Origin of the sequence: Acidimangrovimonas sediminis (assembly GCF_002871005.1) — a bacterium.
Classification (GTDB): domain Bacteria; phylum Pseudomonadota; class Alphaproteobacteria; order Rhodobacterales; family Rhodobacteraceae; genus Acidimangrovimonas; species Acidimangrovimonas sediminis.
In genome coordinates, this window is record NZ_PHSN01000025.1 from 16,538 (window position 1) to 38,864 (window position 22,327).

General features: G+C 68.9%; 22 protein-coding genes and 1 tRNA gene. 11 read left to right on the forward strand and 12 right to left on the reverse strand.

Translation table 11 applies throughout. The features are described 5' to 3' along the window. Positions 1-19: 19 nt before the first annotated feature. Complete coding sequence (locus CVV76_RS20065; protein WP_102226475.1) at positions 20-1,102, forward strand: Zn-dependent alcohol dehydrogenase; 1,083 nt, start codon at positions 20-22, stop codon at positions 1,100-1,102. A 179-nt stretch (positions 1,103-1,281) separates the two neighbouring features. Then, a complete protein-coding gene (locus CVV76_RS20070; protein WP_102226476.1) occupies positions 1,282-2,520 on the forward strand; it encodes a mandelate racemase/muconate lactonizing enzyme family protein in 1,239 nt (412 codons plus the stop codon). A gap of 100 nt (positions 2,521-2,620) precedes the next feature. Here CVV76_RS20070 and CVV76_RS20075 read toward each other — a convergent pair whose 3' ends face one another. From CVV76_RS20075 to CVV76_RS20090, 4 genes are all read right to left on the reverse strand, one after another. Further along, on the reverse strand, positions 2,621-4,222 hold the full coding sequence (locus tag CVV76_RS20075; protein WP_102226477.1) for a SulP family inorganic anion transporter: 1,602 nt from the start codon (positions 4,220-4,222) through the stop codon (positions 2,621-2,623). Positions 4,223-4,481: 259 nt separating this feature from the next. Then, positions 4,482-5,666: a Hint domain-containing protein gene (locus CVV76_RS20080; protein ID WP_102226478.1), complete on the reverse strand. Its 1,185-nt coding sequence runs from the start codon at positions 5,664-5,666 to the stop codon at positions 4,482-4,484. A gap of 132 nt (positions 5,667-5,798) precedes the next feature. Continuing rightward, positions 5,799-6,629, reverse strand: coding sequence for an alpha/beta fold hydrolase (locus tag CVV76_RS20085; RefSeq protein WP_102226479.1), 831 nt, complete (start codon positions 6,627-6,629; stop codon positions 5,799-5,801). Then, a complete protein-coding gene (locus CVV76_RS20090; RefSeq protein WP_102226480.1) occupies positions 6,629-7,312 on the reverse strand; it encodes a haloacid dehalogenase type II in 684 nt (227 codons plus the stop codon). Before CVV76_RS20090 ends, CVV76_RS20085 begins: the two co-directional genes overlap by 1 nt. A gap of 158 nt (positions 7,313-7,470) precedes the next feature. Between CVV76_RS20090 and CVV76_RS20095 the strand changes: the two genes are divergently transcribed. Both CVV76_RS20095 and CVV76_RS20100 read left to right on the forward strand, forming a co-directional pair. Next, positions 7,471-8,349, forward strand: coding sequence for an S-methyl-5'-thioadenosine phosphorylase (locus tag CVV76_RS20095; RefSeq protein WP_102226513.1), 879 nt, complete (start codon positions 7,471-7,473; stop codon positions 8,347-8,349). Further along, positions 8,346-8,885: an adenine phosphoribosyltransferase gene (locus tag CVV76_RS20100; protein ID WP_102226481.1), complete on the forward strand. Its 540-nt coding sequence runs from the start codon at positions 8,346-8,348 to the stop codon at positions 8,883-8,885. Before CVV76_RS20095 ends, CVV76_RS20100 begins: the two co-directional genes overlap by 4 nt. 181 nt (positions 8,886-9,066) lie before the next feature. Here the strand turns inward: CVV76_RS20100 and CVV76_RS20105 are convergent, their stop codons facing one another. Together CVV76_RS20105 and soxR are read right to left on the reverse strand one after the other, a co-directional pair. After that, positions 9,067-10,479: an FAD-binding oxidoreductase gene (locus CVV76_RS20105; protein WP_102226482.1), complete on the reverse strand. Its 1,413-nt coding sequence runs from the start codon at positions 10,477-10,479 to the stop codon at positions 9,067-9,069. Positions 10,480-10,635: 156 nt separating this feature from the next. Then, positions 10,636-11,103 carry a redox-sensitive transcriptional activator SoxR gene (gene soxR / locus CVV76_RS20110; RefSeq protein ID WP_233193037.1) on the reverse strand — a complete coding sequence of 156 codons (468 nt, stop codon included), beginning with the start codon at positions 11,101-11,103 and terminating at the stop codon, positions 10,636-10,638. Between the two features lie 86 nt (positions 11,104-11,189). Here soxR and CVV76_RS24745 point away from each other — a divergent pair, with 86 nt between their 5' ends. Together CVV76_RS24745 and CVV76_RS25020 are read left to right on the forward strand one after the other, a co-directional pair. Next, entirely contained in the window at positions 11,190-11,399 is a 210-nt protein-coding gene (locus CVV76_RS24745) for a hypothetical protein (RefSeq protein WP_146010335.1), read from the forward strand. Further along, positions 11,396-11,551, forward strand: coding sequence for a hypothetical protein (locus CVV76_RS25020; RefSeq protein WP_158243204.1), 156 nt, complete (start codon positions 11,396-11,398; stop codon positions 11,549-11,551). The genes CVV76_RS24745 and CVV76_RS25020 overlap by 4 nt, the downstream gene beginning before the upstream one ends. A 65-nt stretch (positions 11,552-11,616) precedes the next feature. Here the strand turns inward: CVV76_RS25020 and CVV76_RS20115 are convergent. The 5 genes from CVV76_RS20115 to tgt form a co-directional block, all read right to left on the reverse strand. Continuing rightward, positions 11,617-11,691: transfer RNA gene (locus CVV76_RS20115), tRNA-Val, on the reverse strand. Positions 11,692-11,739: 48 nt separating this feature from the next. After that, entirely contained in the window at positions 11,740-12,255 is a 516-nt protein-coding gene (locus tag CVV76_RS20120) for an HU family DNA-binding protein (protein WP_102226483.1), read from the reverse strand. 228 nt (positions 12,256-12,483) lie between these two features. Further along, entirely contained in the window at positions 12,484-14,898 is a 2,415-nt protein-coding gene (gene lon / locus CVV76_RS20125) for an endopeptidase La (protein WP_102226484.1), read from the reverse strand. A 261-nt stretch (positions 14,899-15,159) separates the two neighbouring features. Further along, positions 15,160-16,248 carry an alkene reductase gene (locus tag CVV76_RS20130; protein WP_102226485.1) on the reverse strand — a complete coding sequence of 363 codons (1,089 nt, stop codon included), beginning with the start codon at positions 16,246-16,248 and terminating at the stop codon, positions 15,160-15,162. Positions 16,249-16,395: 147 nt separating this feature from the next. Further along, on the reverse strand, positions 16,396-17,535 hold the full coding sequence (tgt, locus tag CVV76_RS20135; RefSeq protein ID WP_102226486.1) for a tRNA guanosine(34) transglycosylase Tgt: 1,140 nt from the start codon (positions 17,533-17,535) through the stop codon (positions 16,396-16,398). Positions 17,536-18,015: 480 nt separating this feature from the next. Here tgt and CVV76_RS20140 point away from each other — a divergent pair, with 480 nt between their 5' ends. The 5 genes from CVV76_RS20140 (at position 18,016) to tpiA (ending at position 20,714) form a co-directional block, all read left to right on the forward strand. Next, entirely contained in the window at positions 18,016-18,381 is a 366-nt protein-coding gene (locus CVV76_RS20140; RefSeq protein WP_102226487.1) for an SUF system Fe-S cluster assembly protein, read from the forward strand. A gap of 11 nt (positions 18,382-18,392) precedes the next feature. Then, positions 18,393-18,947, forward strand: coding sequence for a sugar O-acetyltransferase (locus tag CVV76_RS20145; RefSeq protein ID WP_102226488.1), 555 nt, complete (start codon positions 18,393-18,395; stop codon positions 18,945-18,947). 162 nt (positions 18,948-19,109) lie between these two features. Next, positions 19,110-19,460 (forward strand): HesB/IscA family protein, encoded by a 351-nt coding sequence (locus CVV76_RS20150; RefSeq protein ID WP_102226489.1) that lies wholly within the window; start codon positions 19,110-19,112, stop codon positions 19,458-19,460. A 19-nt stretch (positions 19,461-19,479) separates the two neighbouring features. Continuing rightward, complete coding sequence (locus tag CVV76_RS20155) at positions 19,480-19,893, forward strand: TfoX/Sxy family protein (RefSeq protein WP_102226490.1); 414 nt, start codon at positions 19,480-19,482, stop codon at positions 19,891-19,893. 71 nt (positions 19,894-19,964) lie between these two features. Next, positions 19,965-20,714: a triose-phosphate isomerase gene (tpiA, locus tag CVV76_RS20160; protein ID WP_102226491.1), complete on the forward strand. Its 750-nt coding sequence runs from the start codon at positions 19,965-19,967 to the stop codon at positions 20,712-20,714. A gap of 116 nt (positions 20,715-20,830) precedes the next feature. Here the strand turns inward: tpiA and der are convergent, their stop codons facing one another. Then, complete coding sequence (gene der / locus CVV76_RS20165) at positions 20,831-22,306, reverse strand: ribosome biogenesis GTPase Der (protein ID WP_102226492.1); 1,476 nt, start codon at positions 22,304-22,306, stop codon at positions 20,831-20,833. Between the last annotated feature and the right edge of the window lie 21 nt (positions 22,307-22,327).

Consider the following 22,327-nt stretch of genomic DNA (forward strand, 5'->3'; position numbering starts at 1 on the left):
CCAGAAACCGGAGGACCCCATGCAACAGATCCGCGCCGCCGTGTGCCACGCCTTCAACGAAAAGCTGAAGATCGAGACGGTCCAGCTCGCCCCGCCCGGTCCCGGCGAGGTCGAGGTCACGATCGACGCCGTGGCGATCTGCCATTCCGACATCTCCTTCGCCGAAGGCGCATGGGGCGGCACCCTGCCCGCGGTCTACGGCCACGAGGGCGCGGGCCGGATCACCGCGATCGGCGACGGCGTGACCGGCTACGCCCCCGGCGACCACGTGCTGGTGACGCTGATCCGCGCCTGCGGCACCTGCGAACCCTGCGCCTGCGGCGACCCCACGCATTGCGCCACCCCCTACGACCGCGACAACGGGCCGCTGAAGACGGCCGAGGGCAGCACGCTCTCCCACGGCCTCGCCTGCGGCGCCTTCGCCGAGAAGGCCGTTGTGCACCACAGCCAGATCGCACCCTACCCGGCCGAGATCCCGGCCGCCTCCGCCTGCCTGCTCAGCTGCGGTGCGATCACCGGGATCGGCGCCGTCGTCAACACCGCGCGCACCCGACCCGGCGACGTGGTGGTGGTGATCGGCGCCGGCGGCGTCGGCCTCAACGCAATCCAGGGCGCCCGCATCGCCGGCGCCGCCCGCATCATCGCCGTCGACATGAGCGAGGAGAAGCTTGCCGCCGCGCGCGACTTCGGCGCCACCGACGGCATCCTCGCGACCGAGGCGAAACCCTGGTCGGCAGCGAAGAAACTCGCCGGCCGCGGCGCCGACGCGGTCTTCGTCACCGTGGGTGCGATCCCCGCCTACGATACCGCCGCGCGCTACCTCGCCCCGGGCGGCAAGCTGGTGGCGGTCGGCATGCCCCATTCCGGCGCGAAATCCAGCTACGAACCGGTGATCCTCGCCGCCACCGGCCAGAACATGATGGGCTCGCTGATGGGCGACACGATCCTCAAGCGCGACATCCGCTGGATGGTCGACCTCTACCAGCAGGGCCGCCTGAAACTCGACGAGCTGGTGACGAAGACCTATCCCCTCGACCAGATCAACGAGGCCATCGCCGACACCAAGTCCGGCCGCGCGCGGCGCAACGTCATCACCTTCTGACCGCCCGCGCCGGCCTCCCGTCTTTGGCCTCTCCAGTCTCCGGCCTCCCCCCGTCTTTGCCCCTTTCTTCTGAGTACAAATATCCCGGGGGTCCGGGGGCTGGCCCCCGGTCCCGCCCCCGGCCAAGCGGCCCCGCCTCCGGGCAAGCGGACCCGACCCCCGGCAAGAGGACCCGACCCATGCGCCTTCAATCGCTCGAGATCCACACCGTCGCGCCCCCGCCCCCCGGCTGGGGCGGCCGCTACTGGACCTTCGTGAAACTGACCACCGACGACGGCATCACCGGCTGGGGCGAATGCTATGCCGCGACCGTGGGCCCGACCGCCATGAAAGCCGTGATAGAGGACGTCTTCGCCCGCCACATGGAGGGCGAAAACCCCGAGAACGTCGAGATGATGTTCCGCCGCGCCTATTCCGCGGGCTTCACCCAGCGACCGGATCCCACCGTGATGGGCGCCTTCTCGGGGCTGGAGATCGCCTGCTGGGACATCCTCGGCAAGGCCCGCGACCGCCCGGTCTGGGCGCTGCTCGGCGGCATGATGAACCCGCGCATCCGCTCCTACACCTACCTCTATCCCGATCCGGCCAGGCCCAGCCCCGACTTCTGGGTCGACCCGGCGCTGGCGGCCGAGGCCGCGGCGAAACGGGTGGCCGAGGGCTTCACCGCGGTGAAGTTCGACCCCGCGGGCCCCTACACCCTGCGCGGCGGGCACGAGCCCGCGATGTCCGACATCGCCCGCTCCGCCGCCTTCTGCAAGGCGATCCGCGAGGCCGTGGGCGACCGCGCCGACCTGCTTTTCGGCACCCATGGCCAGTTCACCACCGGCGGCGCGATCCGCCTCGGACAGGCATTGGAACCCTACAACCCGCTCTGGTACGAGGAACCGATCCCGCCCGACAACCTGCTGGAATTCGCCGAGGTCGCGCGGGCGGTCCGCATCCCCCTGGCCACCGGCGAGCGGCTCACCACCAAGGCGGAATTCTCGGCCCTCCTGCGGACCGGGGGCGCACGCATACTGCAACCGGCGCTGGGGCGCGTGGGGGGCATCTGGGAGGCCAAGAAAATCTCGGCGATGGCCGAATGCTTCAACGTCCAGATGGCGCCGCATCTCTATGCCGGGCCGATCGAATGGGCGGCAAACGTGCATCTCGCCGCCTCGATCCCGAACCTGCTGATGGCCGAGACGATCGAACAGGGCGGCGATTTCCACCTTGCTCTGATCCGCAAGTCGATCCGGTGGGAGGAGGGCTACATCCTGGCGCCAGAAGCCCCGGGCCTCGGGATCGAGGTCGACGAGGACTTGATCCGCGCCCACCCCTATACCGGCGACAAGCTGCATCTCGAGATGCAGGAGGCGCCCTGCGACTACGCGAAGGGCAACCGTTTCGAAGGCGGCGCGCCGTCTTCCGAAACCTGAAGGGGACGTGACCGGGGACCTGACGGGGCGACTCGTCCGCCTTCCCCTCCGCCGCGCCCGGGACGAGGATGGCCCGGAGGGGCGGAGGAGCCCCCCGCCCTCAGTGCCCGGCGCCGAGCGCGCCGGGACGAACGGTGTAATCGACCGCGACGCCGTATTCCGGATCGTCCGAGCTGTCGACCATCAGCTGCCCCGCGCGGTTCAGCAGAGCATGGCAGTCGCGGCTCAGGTGCCGCAGCACCAGCGACTTGCCATTGCCTTCGTACTTTACCGCCAGCGCCTCGATCGCGGCCAGCGCCGACTGGTCCAGCACCCGGCTCTCGGCGAAATCGACGATCACGTGCGACGGGTCGCCCTCCGGGTCGAACAGCAGGTTGAAATCCTCGACCGAACCGAAGAACAGCGGCCCCTCGATCTGGTAGACCTTGGCGCCCTCGGGCGTCATGCGGCTGCGGCCATGGATATGGCGCGCGCTTTTCCACGCGAAGGCCAGCGCCGAGATGATCACGCCGATCACCACCGCCATGGCGAGGTCGGTGAACACCGTCACCACCGTCACCAGAATGATCACCGCCGCGTCGATCCGGGGCACGCGGCCAAGGATGCGGAAGGTATTCCAGGCGAAGGTGCCGATCACCACCATGAACATCACCCCGACGAGCCCCGCGACCGGGATCTGCTCGATCAGCGGCGAGGCCACGACGATGAACAGGATCAGGAAGATCGCGGCGGCCACCGCCGCAAGACGGGTGCGCCCGCCCGAGGTCACGTTGATCATGCTCTGCCCGATCATCGCGCAGCCACCCATCGACCCGAAGAAGCCCGACGCCATGTTGCCCACGCCCTGCGCCACGCATTCCTGGCTGGCGCCGCCGCGCTTGCCGGTGATCTCGCCCACCAGGTTCAGCGTCAGCAGGCTTTCCAGCAGGCCAACGGCCGCGATGATCAGCGCAGTCGGGAAGATGATCCTCAGCGTCTCAAGCGTCATCGGCACCTGCGGCAGGTGGATCTGCGGCAGCCCGCCCTTCATGTGGGCAAGGTCGCCCACGCGCGGGATATTCAGGTTCAGCCCGATCACCACGACCGCGGCGATCACGATGCCCGCCAGCGGCGCCGGGAACGCCTTGGTCCAGCGCGGCAGCAGCCAGATCACCAGCATGCTGAGCACCACCACGCCCAGCATCAGTGCCAGCTGACCGCCCTGCATCCAGTGCTTTACGCCATCCGCGCCCGGCACCTTGAACTGGTTGAGCTGCGCGAGGAAGATCACGATCGCCAGCCCGTTGACGAAGCCCAGCATCACCGGGTGCGGCACCAGCCGCATGAACTTGCCCAACCGGAAGATCCCGGCAAGGATCTGCAGGATCCCGGCCAGCACCACGCAGGGAAAGAGGTATTCCACGCCGTGCTGCGCCACCAGCGGCACCATCACGATCGCGGTCGACCCGGTCGCGCCCGAGATCATCCCCGGCCGGCCGCCGAACAGCCCCAGCACGAGGCACATGATGAACGCGGCATAAAGACCCACGAGCGGGTTCACCCCGGCGACGAAAGCGAAGGCCACCGCCTCGGGCACCAGCGCCAGCGCCACGGTGAGTCCAGCGAGAAGCTCGGTTCGAATACCGGCGACCGAACTCGGCACTGCCGGCGCATGGTCGGGCGAGACGGCGCGGGCAAAAGCCGCCAGGGCCGATGTGGTCATCTCTTGTCCTATGGGTCGTTCGTGCGAAGGCTTCCCATACCCCATGCCCCGCTGCGGCGAAACCCTTCCCGCCCTGAAAACCGAAGCGCCCCACCATGTCATGGCCTCGCCGCTGTCCGACAAGCTCTGGCACCAGCCTTGTAGCCTGGGCCACGTGGATCAGGCCGTATCGCGCAGTACCCCGCCATCCCACGACTGCAGCCTCGCCACCGTCCTCGGCGGGGCTTCGGCATCTCCCGTGTCGCTCGGGCCGTGCGGCTCAGGCCGCGTCGTAGCGCAGGATCGCGGCCTCGGACATGGTCAGGTTGCGCCGCGCGAAGGCGCCGTACAGCTGCGGGTCGCGCGCCAGCTCGGGCAGCACGGCATAAAGCCGGGCGCGGTCCTCGTCCCCGACCGTCTCGAGCGAGGTGGCCGAGGGATGGAAACTCTCGGTCTCGAGGCCGTTGGCCCAGACGATCTGGTGCCGCTCGAGCAGGATGTGCACATAGGTCACCTCGCGCAGGCGCGTGTCGACCGTCACCGTGGACTCGTTCACAAGATCCTCTGCCGCGACCCGCACCTCGGGCTGGTTGAAAAGACGCCGCGCGGCGATACCGGTGACCAGCATGCGGTGCTGGGGCGAGACGAGGAGATCGGGCTCCGGCCGACCAAGGCCCATCGCGCCGGCGCGAAAGCGGATCGGGCGCAGGTGCGGCAGGGCATGCAGCCGCGCCCCCGAAAGCCGCCGCTGGCCGCACCACAGCACCTCCTGCGGGCCATCGTCCTTGGTGAGGATCCGCGCGCCCGGTGTCAGCGTCTCGATCGCCCGCGGCCCGCCCGGGGTCGCGATCCGGGTGCCCGGCGTGAAGCAGATGACCCCGGCGCGATTGGCGACCTCCTCCGCCGGCGGTACCATCGACAGGGTCGAGCGCACGACCCAGAGGTCGCGCCCGGCGGGCGGCATCTCTCCCACGAAGGTGAGAAGCGGCCCGGGTCCGCCGGCGGAGATCGGATCCGTCGCGGGCCGGGTACCCGGCGGGTCGATCACCACCGCTTCGAAGGTTCGCCGCCCGTCGGTCAGAACGAAACCCCGCTCGGGAAGCTCGTCGGCGGCCTCTTCCGTGGTCCGGGGGCCGGGAAAGCCGCCCCCAGAGTCGCCCCCGAAGCCGCTCCCATGTGCACCCCCGGCGCGCCCCTCCCCGGCGGGCCCGCCACCATCAGGCGTGGTGGCCAGCGCGGCCCCCATGAGACGGCGCACCATGCGCGCGGCGCGGCGGCGCAATTCGGCGGCGTCAGGATCTCCGGAAAGCAGCAACAGAGATTGCGGGCCGTCCACCCGGACCGCCTCTCCTGCCCATCGCCAGGTCGTCCCCACGGCCAGAAACTCCGGCGGAGCGGCCATGAGACCGTCCACTTCCGTCTGTGCCCATGAGATGACGAACGTGCCCCGAGTGCCCGTCTTCATGCCCGTATGCCTGCTGCCGTCGTCTTATTGTTTCCAACACGGTAACACGGACCGATTCGCGAGAAAAGTCTTTCCTCTCCCGGCGGATACCGGGCCGACCCCGCACCCCCGGGGGGCGCGGCGGCGACCGACCTACAGCGCGGCGATGAATGCCCGCAGCGCCGCCAGCGCCTCGGGCTCGTCGAGGAACGGGATATGGCCGCGACCCGGCACCTCGGCAAAAATCATGTCGGGGCGGCGGCGGCGCATCTCCCCCGCCGTCTCGGGCGAGAGAAGATCCGAATTGCCGCCCCGGATCAGCGCCAGCGGCAGCCCCTCGGCAGCATCGAACAGCGGCCAGGCATCCCCCGCCGCCGCGGGCAGCGCCACCTTGAACGCCTCGCGCAGCGCCGGGTCGTAGGTGATCCGCAGCCCCTCGGGCGTCACCCGGTAATGCAGCGCGGCCTCCTCCTGCCAGCGGCTTTCCGGCACGCCCTCGAACTCTGGCAGGCTCGACGGCAGGGCCCGCGCCAGCTGATCGAGGGTGCGCGCCGCCGGATTGCGCCCGACGTAATCGAGAATGCGGTGAAGCGCGCCCATCTCCAGCTTCGGCCCGACGTCGTTGAGGCAGAGCCCCGCGAGCCGGTCCTTCGACGTCGCCGCAAGGTACATGCCAATCAGCCCCCCGCGCGACGTGCCCAGCACCGCCGCCCGGTCGATACCGAGATGATCCATGAGCTGGATCGCATCCTGCGCCTCGCGCGGAACGGTATAGCTCTCGGCCCCGGTGAAATCGGAGGCCCCGCGCCCGCGGTAATCCATCCTGACCACGCGCACGCCGCTCAGATGCGGCAGCATGTAGCGGAAATCCTCCATCGTCCGGGTCAGCCCGGAGAGGCACAGCAGGACTGGCCCGCCCTGCCCCAGTGTGCGGTCGTCATAGGCGAGGCGGGCGCCGTCGTCGGCGTGGAAGTAATCGGTCATCAGCGGGTCGCAAGCTCCGGTATGCCAGTCAGGTCGCCTAGAACATGGGCCGGCCGCCAGGGAAGTCGATCCATCGGCAGGCCGGCGCGGTTCACCCAGGCGGTGACAAAGCCGTATCCCGCCGCCGCCGCCGCATCCCACCCGTTCGACGAGACGAACAGCACCGCCTCCGGCGCGCAGCCGAACCGCGCGCCCACCAGGTCGTAGACCGCGGCCGCCGGCTTGAAGACGCCGCAGCTTTCGACCGACAGCACCGCGTCGAGGCTGTCGCCCAGCCCGGCGGAGGCGACGGCGGATGCCAGCATCCCCGGCGCACCGTTCGACAGGATCGCCGTCGCCAGGCCCCGGCGCTTCAGCTCGGCCAGCATGCCGGGCACCTCCTCGTAGGCACCGAGCGTGTCGTAGAGCGTCATCAGCCGCTCGCGCAGCCGCGGATCGGACAGCCCCGCCGCCTCCATCGCCCAGTCGAGCCCTTCGCCGGTGACCTGCCGGAAATCGGCATGCGCCCCGGTGATCGCGCGCAGCCAGGAATATTCCAGCTGCTTGCGCCGCCAGTCCTCGGCCAGTTTCGGCCAAAACTCGGCCAGCACGGCGTTCTCCGGCTCGGCAGCGGCGTCGCGGGCCGCGGCAGCCACGTCGAAAAGCGTCCCATAGGCATCGAAGACGCAGGTGGTGATGGTCATGTCCGTATCCTCCCCGGGGCAAGCTTTGCACAGCGCGGACCGCGCCGGAAGCCCCCGCACCTTCCCCGCGTCTCCGGCGCAACCGGCCCCGCAATGAACACTTTCACCGGCGCGGCATTGCCCCTAGGTTGGCCCGGCTGGGCAACGTGGAGGCAGGCATGGAACGGGTGATCGGGGTGATCGGCGGCTCGGGCGTCTATGAGATCGACGGGATCGAGGACGCGCGCTGGCAGGCGGTCGACACCCCTTGGGGCGACCCCTCGGACGAAATCCTGACAGGCCGGATCGACGGCGTGAAGATGGCCTTCCTGCCGCGCCATGGCCGGGGCCATGTCCACACCCCCACCTCGGTTCCCTACCGCGCCAACATCGACGCGCTGAAGCGGCTGGGCGTCACCGACCTGGTCGCGATCTCGGCCTGCGGCTCGTTCCGCGAGGAGATGGCGCCGGGCGATTTCGTCATCGTCGACCAGTTCATCGATCGCACCATGGCGCGCGAGAAAAGCTTCTTCGGCCCGGGCTGCGTGGCGCATGTGGCCTTTGCCCACCCGACCTGCCCGCATCTCTCGGCGGCCTGCCTGACGGCGGCGCTCGATTCCGGCATCACCGTGCACGACGGCGGCACCTACCTGGCGATGGAAGGGCCGCAATTCTCGACCCGGGCGGAGAGCGAGATGCACCGCGGCTGGGGCGCCCACCTGATCGGGATGACCGGCATGCCGGAAGCCAAACTCGCCCGCGAGGCGGAGCTCTGCTACGCCTCGGTCGCCATGGTCACCGATTACGACGCCTGGCACGCCGACCACGAGGCCGTGGACGTGGCCGCCGTGATCGCCACGCTCAAGGGCAATGCCGGCAAGGCGCAGGCCCTCGTCGGCGCCCTGCCGGGCCTCCTCGGCGCCACGCGCCAGGCCTGCCCGGCGGGCTGCGACCGCGCCCTCGACTTCGCCCTGATGACGGCGCCAGGAAAACGCGACCCCGCGCTCACGGCAAAGCTCGACGCCGTCGCGGGCCGGGTGCTGGAGGCCGCGGCATGACCCCGAAAAAGACCGTCCGCGACTATATCCGCACCATCGTCGACTTCCCGCACGAGGGGATCCTGTTTCGCGACGTGACCACCCTCTTCGCCGATCCGCGCGGTTTCCGCATGGCGATCGACCAGATGCTCCACCCCTACGCGGGCGAGGAGATCGACAAGGTCGTGGGGCTCGAGGCGCGCGGCTTCATCCTCGGCGGCGCGATCGCGCACCAGCTGTCCACCGGCTTCGTCCCGATCCGCAAGAAAGGCAAGCTGCCGGGCGCCACGATCGCGCAGGAATACAGCCTCGAATACGGCGAGGCGATCGTCGAGATCCACGACGACGCGCTCAGACCCGGCGAACGGGTGCTGCTGGTCGACGACCTCCTCGCCACCGGCGGCACGGCCGAGGCCGGGATCAAGCTGATCGAGCGGCTGGGCGCCGAGGTGACGGGCTGCGCCTTCATCGTCGACCTCCCCGAACTCGGCGGCCGCGACCGGCTCGAGACGATGGGGATGGACGTCCACGCCCTCTGCAGCTTCGACGGCCTCTAGGGATCGTCCCCCTGGCTTCGACGCCCCGCGACCACAAGTCCGCCCCCCCGATACCCTCCCCCTGCAAGAAGAACAGCCGTCCCACCTGCTTTCTTCTGAGCGGAAATATCCCGGGGGGTTTGGGGGGCAGCGCCCCCCATCGCAGGAAATGTCTTGCGCGGCCAGGCCGCGCTCCGCCGGCTCAGCCGCGCAGCATCGCCCCCGGGTTGAGGATCCCCTTCGGATCCATCACCGCCTTGATCTGACGCATCAGCGACAGCTTGACTGGGTCGCCGTAACGCTCCAGATCGCACACCTTCAGCCGCCCGATGCCGTGTTCGGCGCTGATGGATCCCTCGTAGCGGGTCACCAGGTCATAGATCGCATGGGCGATCCCGGGACGCTGGGCGTCATAGTCGGACCGGTCCCGCCCCGGGGCGGGGAAGGCGTTGTAATGCAGGTTGCCGTCGCCCAGATGGCCAAAGCAGTTGATCCGCATCTCGCCGATCCCCGCCAGGACCTTCGGCGCCTCGGCGATGAAATCCGGGATCGCCGAGAGCGGCAGCGAGATGTCGTGCGAGGAGATCGCGCCGATCCGCCGGTTGCCCTCGGGCAGCGCCTCGCGCAGGGCCCAGAACTCCGCCCGCTGCGCGCCGGAGCGCGCGATCACCCCGTCATGGGCCAGCCCCGCCTCGAAGGCCGCGGCGAAGAGATCCTCGAGCGCGGCGTCGGGGGCGCCGCCCCGGGGCAGGCCGATGTCGATCAGCACCATCCACGCGGGCGGCTCGGCGAAGGGCTGGCGCACCTCGGGCATGGTCTCGCGCAGGAACTCGGGGCCCTGCCGGGCGATCAGTTCGAAGGCCGAAACCCCCTCGGCCAGCCGGTCGCGCGCCATCGACAGCAGCTTCAGCGCGGCGGCCGGGCTTTCCACGGCGATCATCGCCGCTCCCTCCTCCGCCGGCATCGGCGACAGCTTCAGGCTGGCCGCGGTGATGATCCCCAGCGTGCCCTCGGACCCGATGATCAGATCCTTGAGGTCATATCCGGTGTTGTCCTTGCGCAGCCGCTTCAGCCCGTGAAGGACCGAGCCGTCCGCCAGCACCGCCTCGATGCCCAGGCACAATTCGCGCGCGTTGCCGTAACGCAGGACGTTCACCCCGCCCGCATTGGTGGCCAGATTGCCGCCGATCCGGCAGGAGCCCTGCGCGGCCAGGGTCAGCGGAAACAGCCGCCCCGCCGCCGGCGCCGCCTCGTGCAGGCTTTCCAGGACCGCCCCGGCCTCGGCGATCATCACGTTCTCCTCGGGATGCAGCGCGCGCACCTTCGTCATGCGCTCCAGCGACAGGATCACCGGCGCGGGCCCGCCGGGCATCACCTGCCCGCCGACAAGCCCGGTACCGCCGCCGCGCGGCACGATGCCCACCCCCGCCTCGGCGCAAAGCTTCACCACCCCCGACACCTCCTCGGTCGAGCGGGGCGCCGTGACGACGCCGCCGGTGCCGAAATGCCGGCCGCGGGGTTCCTCGAGATAGGCTGTCGCGGTCGGTCGGACGATGCCGGGAAAGGCACGGTCCAGGCGCTCGGCAAAGCCGTCGTCCGCTGGGGTAAGTGTCATGCCGTTCTCCCTGCCGCTGCGCCCCTGATGAACCACGTGCGCCCCGGCGACGCAAGGCGCAGCCCCGCCCCCCAAGTCTGCGTGCAGCCCGCCCCCAGCTCTCTGTCTCTGTCCCGCCCCCGCACATGACGTCGGAGGCAGCCGCGGACCAGCGCGTCACGCCCGTTCGTCGGGCGCTCCCTGCCAGCGCCGGGCACCGGGGCCGTTGGCGCCCAGCCGGTCCTGCGCGTTATAGAGCGGGCAGGCGGTCAGCGACAGGCAGCCGCAGCCGATGCACTGACCCATCTGGTCCTTCAACCGCTGCATCAACGCGATCTTCTCTTCCAGCATCTTCTCCCACGGTTCGGCCGCGGCCGCCCAATCGGCGGCGCTGACGGGCCGATCGCGCGGCAGGCGGTCAAGCACCGCGCGCACCTCGGCCAGCGGCACGCCCACCGATTGCGCGATCCGCACGATCGCCACGCGGCGCAGCTCGCGCCGGTCATAGCGGCGGTGGTTGGCCGGTGTCCGCCACGACCGGATCAGGCCCTCCGTCTCGTAGTAATGCAGGGTCGAGACCGCGACGCCCGCGCGTGCAGCCATCTCTCCCACGCTCAGATCGTTCGGCACGCCGCGCCCTGCCATCCGCCGGCCCTCCCCTGCGCTTGACCTCAAGTGAGCTTGAGATCGGAGAGTGCCGTCCATGGAGCGATTCGACAAGGAGACAGACGATGAACCGCATTTCCGATCCCGACCGCCGCCCTGCCCGGCCCCCGGCCCTGCGCCCTGTCCGGCGCCCTGCCCGGCGCTGGCCTGACCCGCTGGCCGCGCTGCGCCGCCGCCGGGCGAGGCAGCGCCTGCTGGCGATCCTGGAAGATCCGCACATGGCCCGGGACATCGGGCTGCCGCCGCGCGAGCGGCGCGACAGGAGGCGGCCATGAGGGACAAGCCAATCCACATCGCCCCGCAAGCGCCGCAGCCGGCCCTGCCCGAGGCCTTACGGCAGGAGATCGCGTCGATGTCGCTGGCGCGCGACCTGGAACGGCTGGCTCAGAAACGTCTGGAACGGACGCGACAGGCGGGCGACGAATAGCGCGTGGCGACGAACGCGCCCCCCGGAATGCAAAACGCGCCCCGGGGGGCGCGCCTGCGAAAGAATGGTGGGTGATAAGAGATTCGAACTCCTGACATCTTCGATGTGAACGAAGCGCTCTACCACTGAGCTAATCACCCGTCGCGCGGGGTATTAGCCTTGTCCGCCCGGCGACGCAAGAGGGGGTTTCAGCTTTCTTCGTCATCAATCTGCGGGGCGCCGTATCCGGTGCCATCGGAGGCGTCGTCGTCACCCGGACCCGACGCCGCGGCCGTTACCGGCTGGGCGCTTCCCACCCCGGTCTTGCGACGCAGCTTGAGGGTGAACACCTCGGCCCCGCCCCCGTCGCGCGACCTGACGATGCGCATCTTGCCAAGCGGCGGAAGGTTGAGCTCCTCCCCCTCCGACAGCGCCTGCCCGAGGATCGCCAGCGTCGCCTCGGCGATCAGGCGCGCGTCCTTCTTCTTGGCGCCGGTCGCCGCAGTCACGCGCTGGAAAAGCTCTTTCTTGCCCAGCGTCGCTTCGGCGGACACTGGCTCTGCGGCGGTGCCCGCCGGATCGGCGGGAAGGATGCCGGCGCCCTCGACCGCGGCAAGCCGTGGCTTGGCGTTGCTCGGCCGTTCAGCCGCCTTGCGCCTGCCCGATCCGGGCGTGGCGCGGCCTGCGGGGGATTTGGATTTGCTCTTCCTCGGCGTCGTCGCCATGCCTGCATCCTTTCGCGGATCATTGCCACACAGAATAGCCGATCTACGGGACGTTTTCCACAGGATCGCGCCGCAGTTCGGCGCGTGTCAGGTGGCGGTTTTCGGGGGCGTCCGATGGCTGCCCGTCCGCCCGCGCCGCAAGTCGGCAGGGCATGGAAATTGGCAGGCATGGGAAAAGGGGCGCGCCGTTGCCGGCACGCCCCCTCGCGTTCCTAAAGGACGATCCTGTCAGTGCGGCACGGAGGCCGACGGCCCCGCGCTGCCCGAGGCCTTGGCGGCGGCAAGAGCCGCGGCCTCCTCGGCCTCCTCGTCCCATTCCACCGGCTCGGGCATCCGCACCAGCGCATGCTTGAGAACCTCGCGCACGTTCGAGACGGGGATGATCGTCAGCCCCTCCTTCACGTTGTCGGGGATCTCGGGCAAGTCCTTGGCGTTCTCTTCCGGGATCAGCACGGTCTTGATACCGCCGCGCAGCGCCGCCATCAGCTTCTCCTTCAGCCCGCCGATCGCCAGCGCGTTGCCGCGCAGCGTGACCTCGCCGGTCATGGCGATGTCCTTGCGCACCGGGATGCCGGTCAGCACCGAGACGATCGCCGTCACCATCGCCAGACCCGCCGAAGGGCCATCCTTGGGCGTCGCGCCCTCGGGGACGTGGACGTGGATGTCGGTCTTCTCGAACTTCGGCGGTTTCACCCCCAGTTCGGGCGCAACGGAGCGCACGAAGGACGACGCCGCGTCGATCGATTCCTTCATCACGTCGCCAAGCTTGCCGGTGGTCTTCATCCGGCCCTTGCCCGGCAGCTTCAGCGCCTCGATCGAAAGAAGCTCCCCTCCGACGCTCGTCCAGGCCAGACCGGTGACGACACCGACCTGATCCTCTTTCTCGGCCAGGCCGTAGCGGAACTTCTTCACGCCGAGGAACTCCTCGAGGTTCTCGGGCGTGACCTCAACCTTCTTGACCTTGCCCTTGACGATCTCGGTCACGGCCTTCCGCGCGATCTTCGCGATCTCGCGTTCAAGGCTCCGCACCCCTGCCTCGCGGGTGTAGGTGCGCACCATCTCGGTCAGCGCCTCGTCGGTGATCGAGAATTCGCCCTTCTTCAGGCCATGGCCCTTGATCTGCTTCGGCAGCAGGTGCTGCTTGGCGATCTCGCGCTTCTCGTCCTCGGTGTAGCCCGCCAGCGGGATGATCTCCATCCGGTCCAGAAGCGGCCCCGGCATGTTGTAGGAGTTCGCCGTGGTCAGGAACATCACATTCGACAGGTCGTATTCCACCTCGAGGTAGTGATCGACGAAGGTCGCGTTCTGTTCGGGGTCAAGCACCTCGAGCATCGCGCTGGCCGGGTCGCCGCGGAAGTCCTGCCCCATCTTGTCGATCTCGTCGAGCAGGATGAGCGGGTTGGTCGTCTTGGCCTTCTTCATCGCCTGGATGATCTTGCCGGGCATGGAACCGATATAGGTCCGGCGGTGGCCGCGGATCTCGCTCTCGTCACGCACGCCGCCAAGCGAGATGCGGATGAACTCGCGCCCCGTGGCCTTGGCCACGCTGCGCCCGAGCGAGGTCTTGCCCACGCCGGGAGGACCCACGAGGCACAGGATCGGGCCCTTGAGCTTGGCCGACCGCGCCTGCACGGCGAGGTATTCGACGATCCGCTCCTTGACCTTCTCAAGCCCGAAGTGGTCCTTGTCGAGAACCTCCTCGGCCTTGCCGAGATCCTTCTTCACGCGGCTCTTCTTGCCCCACGGCACGCCCAGAAGCCAGTCGAGGTAGTTGCGCACGACGGTCGCCTCCGCGCTCATCGGGCTCATCGACTTCAGCTTCTTCAGCTCGGCATCGGCCTTCTCGCGCGCTTCCTTCGAAAGCTGCGTGGCCTCGATCCGCTCCTCCAGTTCGGCGACCTCGTTCTGGCCGTCCTCACCGTCGCCGAGCTCCTTCTGAATGGCCTTCATCTGCTCATTCAGGTAATACTCGCGCTGGGTGCGCTCCATCTGGCTTTTGACGCGGGTCTTGATCTTCTTCTCGACCTGCAGGACCGACATCTCGCCCTGCATCAGGCCATAGACCTTCTCAAGCCGCTCGGCCACGTCGAGGGTTTCCAGAAGCTCCTGCTTCTGCGCCACCTCGATACCCAGATGCCCGGCCACGAGATCGGCCAGACGTGCGGGTTCCGAGGTCTCGGCCACGGCGGCCAGGGCCTCTTCGGGGATGTTCTTCTTGATCTTGGCGTAGCGCTCGAACTCGTCGCCAACCGAACGGGTCAGCGCGGTCACGGTGTCGCCATCGCCCGGAAGCTCGGTCAGAAGCGCGGCCTCCGCCTCGAAGAAATCCTCGTTCGGAAGAAAGTCGGTGATGCGCACGCGCGCGCGGCCCTCGACCAGCACCTTCACGGTGCCGTCGGGCAGTTTCAGAAGCTGCAGGACATTGGCCAGCACGCCGGCCTTGTAGATGCCGTCGGTGCCGGGGTCGTCCTCGGCGGGGTCGATCTGGCTGGACAGCAGGATCTGCTTGTCGTCCGCCATCACCTCTTCCAGCGCCCGCACCGATTTCTCGCGCCCCACGAAGAGCGGCACGATCATGTGCGGGAAGACCACGATGTCGCGCAGCGGCAGCACCGGGTAGCTGGGCAATAGGGTCTCGGTCATGTGCGTTCCTTTCTGGCGGAAGGGTCCGGCCCCGACATTTCGGCGACCACCGCCCTCCCCTGGTCCTGCCATCTAATTTGGGTGTCGCGGGGGTGGGGTTCAACCTCGGCCCCGCGGCTTTGAACCACAATGGACTGTGGAGAGACAGGGAGCAAGCGGACAATATGGCGTATCCTCCGGGCCCTGACGGCCCGGGGAATACCTGTACCGGGAAGTCATCCGGCCCGCCGCGAAACGCCGGGCCGGGGAAAGCGCGCGGCCTCAGGCCGCGTCGAGGGCCGGATAGTCGGTATAGCCCTTGGCCCCGCCGCCATACATCGTGTCACGGTCGATCTCGTTCAAGGCCGCGCCAGCCTTCAGACGCGCCACGAGGTCGGGGTTCGCGATGAACGGCCGACCGAAGGCCACAAGGTCGGCACGCCCGCTCTCGACGGCCTCTACCGCCATCTCCCGGTCGTAGCCGTTGTTGGCCATGTAAGCGCCTTGGAACAGGCCGCGCAGTTCCGCGATGCTCTGTCCTTCGGCCAGCTCGCGCGAGCCGCCGGTGGCCCCCTCGACCATGTGAAGATATGCCAGGCCGAAGCGGTTCAGCCCGGGCACCACATAGCGGAAGGTCCCCATCGGATCGGCGTCGTCGATTCCGTTGGCGGGGCTGAAGGGCGACAGGCGCAGACCGGTCCGGTCGCCGCCGATCTCGTCGGTCACCGCCTCGAGCACCTCCATCAGGAGCCGCGCGCGGTTCTCGACCGGCCCGCCGTAATCGTCGGTGCGGGTATTGGCTCCGGTCTTCAGGAACTGGTCGAGAAGGTAGCCGTTCGCGCCATGCACCTCGACCCCGTCGAACCCGGCCTCCATCGCCAGCTTGGCCGCGCGGCGGTAATCCTCGATCGTCTCGGCGATCTGGTCGAGGGTCAGCGCCAGCGGCATCGACGTCTCCTCGAACCCCTTGTGGGTGAAGGTCTTGACCCCGGCCGCAAGGGCCGAAGGCGCGACCGGTGGCAGCCCCTCGGGCTGGATCGAGACATGGCTGATCCGGCCGACATGCCAGAGCTGCACGACGATCCTGCCGCCCTCGGCATGCACCGCGTCAGTCACCTGCTTCCACGCCGCGGCCTGTGCCTCGGTGTAGATGCCCGGGGTCTGGATATAGCCCTTGCCGCGCGGCGAGATCTGGGTCGCCTCGGTGATGATCAGCCCGGCAGACGCCCGCTGACGGTAGTATTCGACATGCATCTCGCCGACCTCGTCGGTCTCGTCGTCGGCACGGTTGCGGGTCAGCGGTGCCATCACGATGCGGTTCTGCATCTCGATCGCGCCCGCGGTGAAGGGCTGGAACAGCTTCTCTGTCATGGGATCTCCTTGCGGGTCTCGTGGTTGCCGTCTCGGGCACGTGGATCGCGCCCGGTCGACACCAGAGCTAGGCGCCCCCCGCGATGCGGCAAGGTCCCGCGTCGGCGCGCCACACCGGGCCTGCCCGGGTGACGTCGTGCAAAGCGGTCAGAGCCGCTCGATATCCCCCTCGGCACGCAAGGCGTGGAACTGCACCACGAAACTGTCGAGAGTGTTGCCTGCAATGGCCCCGCGCAGCCCCGCCATCAGTTCCTGGAAGTAATGCAGGTTGTGCCAGGTCAGCAGCATCGAGGCGATGATCTCGCCCGAGCGCACGACATGGTGAAGATAGGCGCGGCTGTAGCCCCGACAGGCCGGGCAGGTGCAGTCTTCGTCCAGCGGGCGCGGATCCTCGGCGTGGCGGGCGTTGCGCAGGTTGACCTGCCCCCGCCGGGTCCAGGCCTGGCCCGTGCGCCCCGAGCGCGAGGGCAGCACGCAATCCATCATGTCGACGCCGCGCTGCACCGCGCCCACGATGTCATCGGGCTTGCCCACCCCCATCAGATAGCGCGGCCTGTCGGCGGGCAGCTGGCCGGGCGCATAATCCAGCACGCCGAACATCGCCTCCTGCCCCTCGCCAACCGCCAGCCCACCGATCGCGTAACCGTCGAACCCGATCTTCACCAGCGCCTCGGCGCTTTCGGCGCGCAGCTCCTCGGTCACCCCGCCCTGCTGGATCCCGAACAGCGCATGCCCCGGCCGGTCGCCGAAGGCATCGCGCGAACGCTGCGCCCACCTCATCGACAGGCGCATCGCCTCGGCCACCCTCTCGTCGGTGGCGGGCAGCGCCGGGCATTCGTCGAAACACATCACGATGTCGGAGCCCAGCAGGCGCTGGATCTCCATGCTGCGCTCCGGCGTCAGATGGTGTTCCGACCCGTCGATGTGAGAGCGGAACTTCACCCCCTCCTCGGTCATCTTGCGCAGGTCGGAAAGGCTCATCACCTGAAAGCCGCCGGAATCCGTGAGGATCGGTCGCTCCCAGTTCATGAACCTGTGCAACCCGCCCAGCCGCGCCACCCGCTCGGCGCCGGGGCGCAGCATGAGGTGATAGGTATTGCCCAGAAGGATGTCGGCCCCGGTGGCCCGCACGCTTTCGGGCATCATCGCCTTGACGGTTGCGGCGGTGCCCACGGGCATGAAGGCGGGGGTGCGGATCTCGCCCCTCGAGGTCGAGATCACGCCGGTCCGCGCCCGTCCATCGGTCGCGTCGATGCGAAAGCCGAATTTTCCCGTGCTGCCGTCCATGCGATACCCTTTCCAATCCCGCGCCCGCTTCTGCGCCAACCCGCATCAAAAGCCAAGCCCGGCGCCGACACCAACCAGACCGATGTCTCGTAGACCGCGGCGCCCACCAGACCGGCGCCGCTCTCCAAGGCCCCATCTGGTGCCCCCAACCGGGCCATCCAGATCGCCAAAGCCTCAACCCGATGCCCCTCCCCTCTCGCGTCGCCGGGAAATTTCCACCCGGAAGACCCAGCCCACCCCATCCCGTCCCACTTTCTGCTCGAAAATATCCCGGGGGGTGCAGGGGGCGGCGCCCCCGCCGGCGCGCGCGCAGCCACACCGCCCCCCTTCACCGGGGGCCGAAACCTCGCCCGCGTGCCCTGCAACCCCGCCCCCGCTCTCCCGCCGCCGCCCTGGACCTCGGCGTACCGGACCTCGGCGCACTGGACCTCGGCGCATGCATTTCCTATATCTTCTCTCAACAATCGCGCGAGAGACGACATGACCGCAGAAGCTGCACAACCCGCCGAGGGCGATCCCCTGATCCGCCCCTCGACGACCGAGCACCCGCTCTACGACCAGGTGGTCGAGGCCTGCCGCACGGTCTACGACCCCGAGATCCCGGTGAACATCTTCGACCTCGGCCTCGTCTACACGGTCGAGATCAACGATGCGGGCGAGGTCGGCGTGGTGATGACCCTGACCGCCCCGGGCTGCCCCGTCGCCGGCGAGATGCCCGGCTGGGTCGCCGAGGCGATCGAGCCGCTGCCCGGCGTCAAGAGCGTCGACGTCCAGATGACCTTCGACCCGCCCTGGGGCATGGACATGATGTCGGAAGAGGCACGGCTGGAACTCGGCTTCATGTAAGACCGCCCCCCATGACCGAACGCGAGAAGATGCTTGCCGGGCTGCCCTATGACCCGGGCGACCCGGAGTTGCGGCAGATGCGCCGCCGCTCGCAGGCACTGGTGCGCGACTACAACGCCACGATCAGCGGCGAGACGGACGCGCGGGCGGCCGTGATGAGCCAGCTGCTGGGGACCTGGAACGAGGCAGTGATCCTTCCGCCCTTCCACGCCGACTATGGTACCCATGTCCATTTCGGCCCCGGCTGCTTCATGAACTTCGGCGGCATCATCCTCGACGTCTGCGAAGTCCGGATCGGCGCGCGCACCCAGATCGGCCCGGCGGTGCAGATCCTGGCCGCCGACCACCCGCGCGATGCCGAAAGCCGCGCCAAGGGGGTGGAGTTCGGACGTCCGGTGACCATCGGCGCGGATGTCTGGATCGGCGGCGGCGCGATCGTGCTGCCCGGCGTCACCGTGGGCGACGGCGCGGTGATCGGCGCCGGCAGCGTGGTGACGCGCGACGTGGCGCCCAACGCGACCGTGGGCGGAAATCCCGCGCGGGTGCTGACCCGGCGCGCGGACTGACGGCGCCCTCGCCGAAAGGCTGTGCAGGGCGGGGTGCGTCGCTTGCGTATTTGCGGAACAATGAAAGACGGGGGCCGGAAAGGTCGGCGGGCCACCCTTGAGAAATCGCCCCCGCGGGACTAAGTTGACTCCCGTACACAGGAATATCCCGCAGGTCCCCCAATGTTCGGCATCCCCGGCAAGCAGGCCGTCACCCTCACCCCCACCGCGGCCACCCAGGTTCGCAAGCTGATGCAGCGCGACAACACCGCCGGCCTCCGGATCGGCGTAAAGAAGGGCGGCTGCGCCGGCATGGAATACACCATGGATTACGTGGCCGAGGTCGACCCGATGGACGAGGTCGTCGAACAGGACGGCGCGCGGGTGATGATCGCGCCGATGGCGCAGATGTTCCTCTTCGGGACTGAGATCGATTACCAGACCTCGCTTCTGGAATCCGGCTTCCGCTTCAACAATCCGAACGTGGTCGAAGCCTGCGGCTGCGGCGAGTCGATCAAGTTCGCCGACATGTGACCAGGGGGGCGGGCACGTCATGGCGGCCGACCCCGAACTGATCGCCTACCTCAGGGACCTGTTCTCGGGCCTCGGCCCTATTTCGATGCGCCGGATGTTCTCGGGCGCCGGTCTCTATGCCGAGGACGACGCAATGTTCTGCCTCGTCGCCCGCGATACTGTCTACCTCAAGACCGATGCCGACACCCGCCCGCTCTTCGAGGCCGCCGGATCGGAGCCCTTCGCCTACGAGATGAACGGCCGCCGTCGCGCCCTCCCCTCCTTCATGACCCTGCCCGAGGCCGCGATGGACGATGCCGAGGAGGCGCTGCACTGGGCCCGCCTCGCCCTTCCGCCCGCCCGCGCCGCCGCCGCCGAGAAACGCGCCGAGAAGGCACGCAAGGCCGCCCGCCGCGCCGGCACGGGGCCGCGCAAGGCATCGCCCGCGGGCTGAGACGGTGAATTGGGGGCTTCCGGCCCCCGTCCGCAGCGGCTATCCCGGGGGAAATCAACCGGGAGAACCACATGCCGCGACCGAAGCTTGCCGCCGGGAACTGGAAGATGAACGGGGTCGGCGAAAGCCTGGCCGAGATCGACGCCCTCGCCAAGACCCACCCCGATCCGCGCTGCGAAGTGCTGATCTGCCCGCCCGCCACGCTGCTTGCGCGGATGGCCGACAACCTGGCCGAACACCCGATCTTCGTCGGCGGGCAGGATTGCCACTATGCCGCCTCCGGGGCGCATACCGGCGACATCTCGGCCACCATGCTGATGGATGCGGGCGCCGATTACGTCATCCTCGGCCATTCCGAGCGCCGCACCGACCATGGCGAGACCGACGAGGTGGTGCGCGCCAAGGTCGAGGCGGCCCTGGCCGCGGGCCTCGTCGCCGTGGTCTGCGTGGGCGAGACCGAGGCGCAGCGCGACGCTGAGACCACGCTCAAGGTCATCGGCGCGCAGCTTGCCGGCTCGATCCCCGACGACATGACAGCCGACACGCTTGTCGTGGCCTACGAGCCGGTCTGGGCCATCGGCACCGGCCGGACGCCGACGCTTGGGGAAATCGCCGAGGTGCACGACTTCCTCCGCGCCGAACTCGTCGGCCGGATCGGCCCCCAGGGCGACGGCGTGCGGCTGCTCTACGGCGGCTCGGTGAAGCCCGGCAACGCGGCCGAGATCTTCGCGGTGTCGAATGTCGACGGCGCGCTGGTGGGTGGCGCCTCGCTCAAGGCCGCGGATTTCGGCGCCATCATCACGGCGCTGGAACAGGCCTGATCCCTTGCTCTTGGCCCAAATACTCACGTCGCACCGGTCCAGCCGCCGCGACGTGAGTATTTAATCAAGAAAGAAGACAGGATCCGCGCCCCGCCGGGGCGGGCGCGGCTTTCCCCCTAGCCGTTCGCCGGGCCCTTGCCCAGGTGCTTCCGCAGCCGCGAGGGGGTGGTGTATTTCTTGGTCCGATAGGGGTTCTTGTCGCCCTGGCCGCGCAGCGTCAGGCGGATCGGCGTGCCCGGCATGTCGAAGCTTTCGCGCAGCCCGTTCACGAGGTAGCGCTTGTAACTGTCGGGCATTTCCTGCGGATGAGAACACATCACGACGAAGGCCGGCGGCCGCGTCTTCACCTGCGTCGCATAGCGCAGCTTGATCCGGCGGCCACCCGGCGCGGGCGGCGGGTGGGCCTCGGTCATCGCGCCCAGCCACTGGTTCAGCCGCGCCGTCGGCACGCGCCGGTTCCAGATCTCATGCGCCTTGAGGATCGCGTCGTGCAGCCGGTCGAGACCACGGCCGGTCTTGGCCGAGACGGTGACCAGCGGCGCGCCCTTGAGCTGCGGCAGCAGCCGCTCGAACTGCTCCTTCAGCTCGCGCAGCTTGCCCTGGCGGTCTTCCTCGAGGTCCCACTTGTTGACGGCGACGACGACTGCGCGGCCCTCGCTCTCGGCGTAATCGGCGATCCGAAGGTCCTGGCTTTCGAACGGGATCTCGACGTCGAGGAGCACCACGACAACCTCGGCGAAGCGGACCGCCCGGAGGCCGTCGGAGACGGAGAGTTTCTCCACCTTGTCGGTGATCTTGGCACGCTTGCGCATCCCCGCGGTGTCGAAGATGCGGATCGGCGTGCCTTCCCATTCGGTCGCCAGCGAGATCGCGTCGCGGGTGATCCCCGCCTCGGGGCCGGTCAGCAGGCGGTCCTCGCCGAGGATATGGTTGATCAGCGTGGATTTCCCGGCGTTCGGCCGGCCGATCACCGCGATCTGCAGGGGTTTGGCCTTGGTCGGCGCGGGCACCGGGGCCGCGGCGGCCTCTTCCTCGGTCATCTCCTCGGGCAAGTCGACGTCGACCTCGGGCGCGTCGGCTTCGGCCCGCTCGGCATATTTGTCGGCCAGCGGCTGGAGCAGGCGGTAGAGGTCATCCATCCCCTCGCCATGCTCGGCAGAGAGGCGCAGCGGCTCGCCCAGACCCAGCGCGTAGGCCTCGAGAACACCATCCTCGCCCGCCCGGCCCTCGGCCTTGTTCACGCCGAGGATCACGGTCTTGCCGCTGCGGCGCAGGATGTCGGCAAAGCCCTGGTCCGAGGCCGTCACCCCCGCCCGCCCGTCGATCAGGAAGAGCGAGATGTCGGCCATCGCCACTGCGCGCTCTGTCAGGCGCCGCATCCGGCCCTGAAGCGAATCGTCGGTGGCCTCCTCGAGGCCCGCCGTGTCGATCACGGTAAAGCGCAGGTCGCCGAGGCGCGCATCGCCCTCGCGCAGGTCGCGGGTCACGCCGGGCTGGTCGTCGACCAGCGCGAGGCGCTTGCCCACGAGGCGGTTGAACAGGGTGGACTTGCCCACGTTGGGCCGGCCCACGATGGCGAGGGTGAAGGACATGTCCCGCTCCGATCAGGTCGA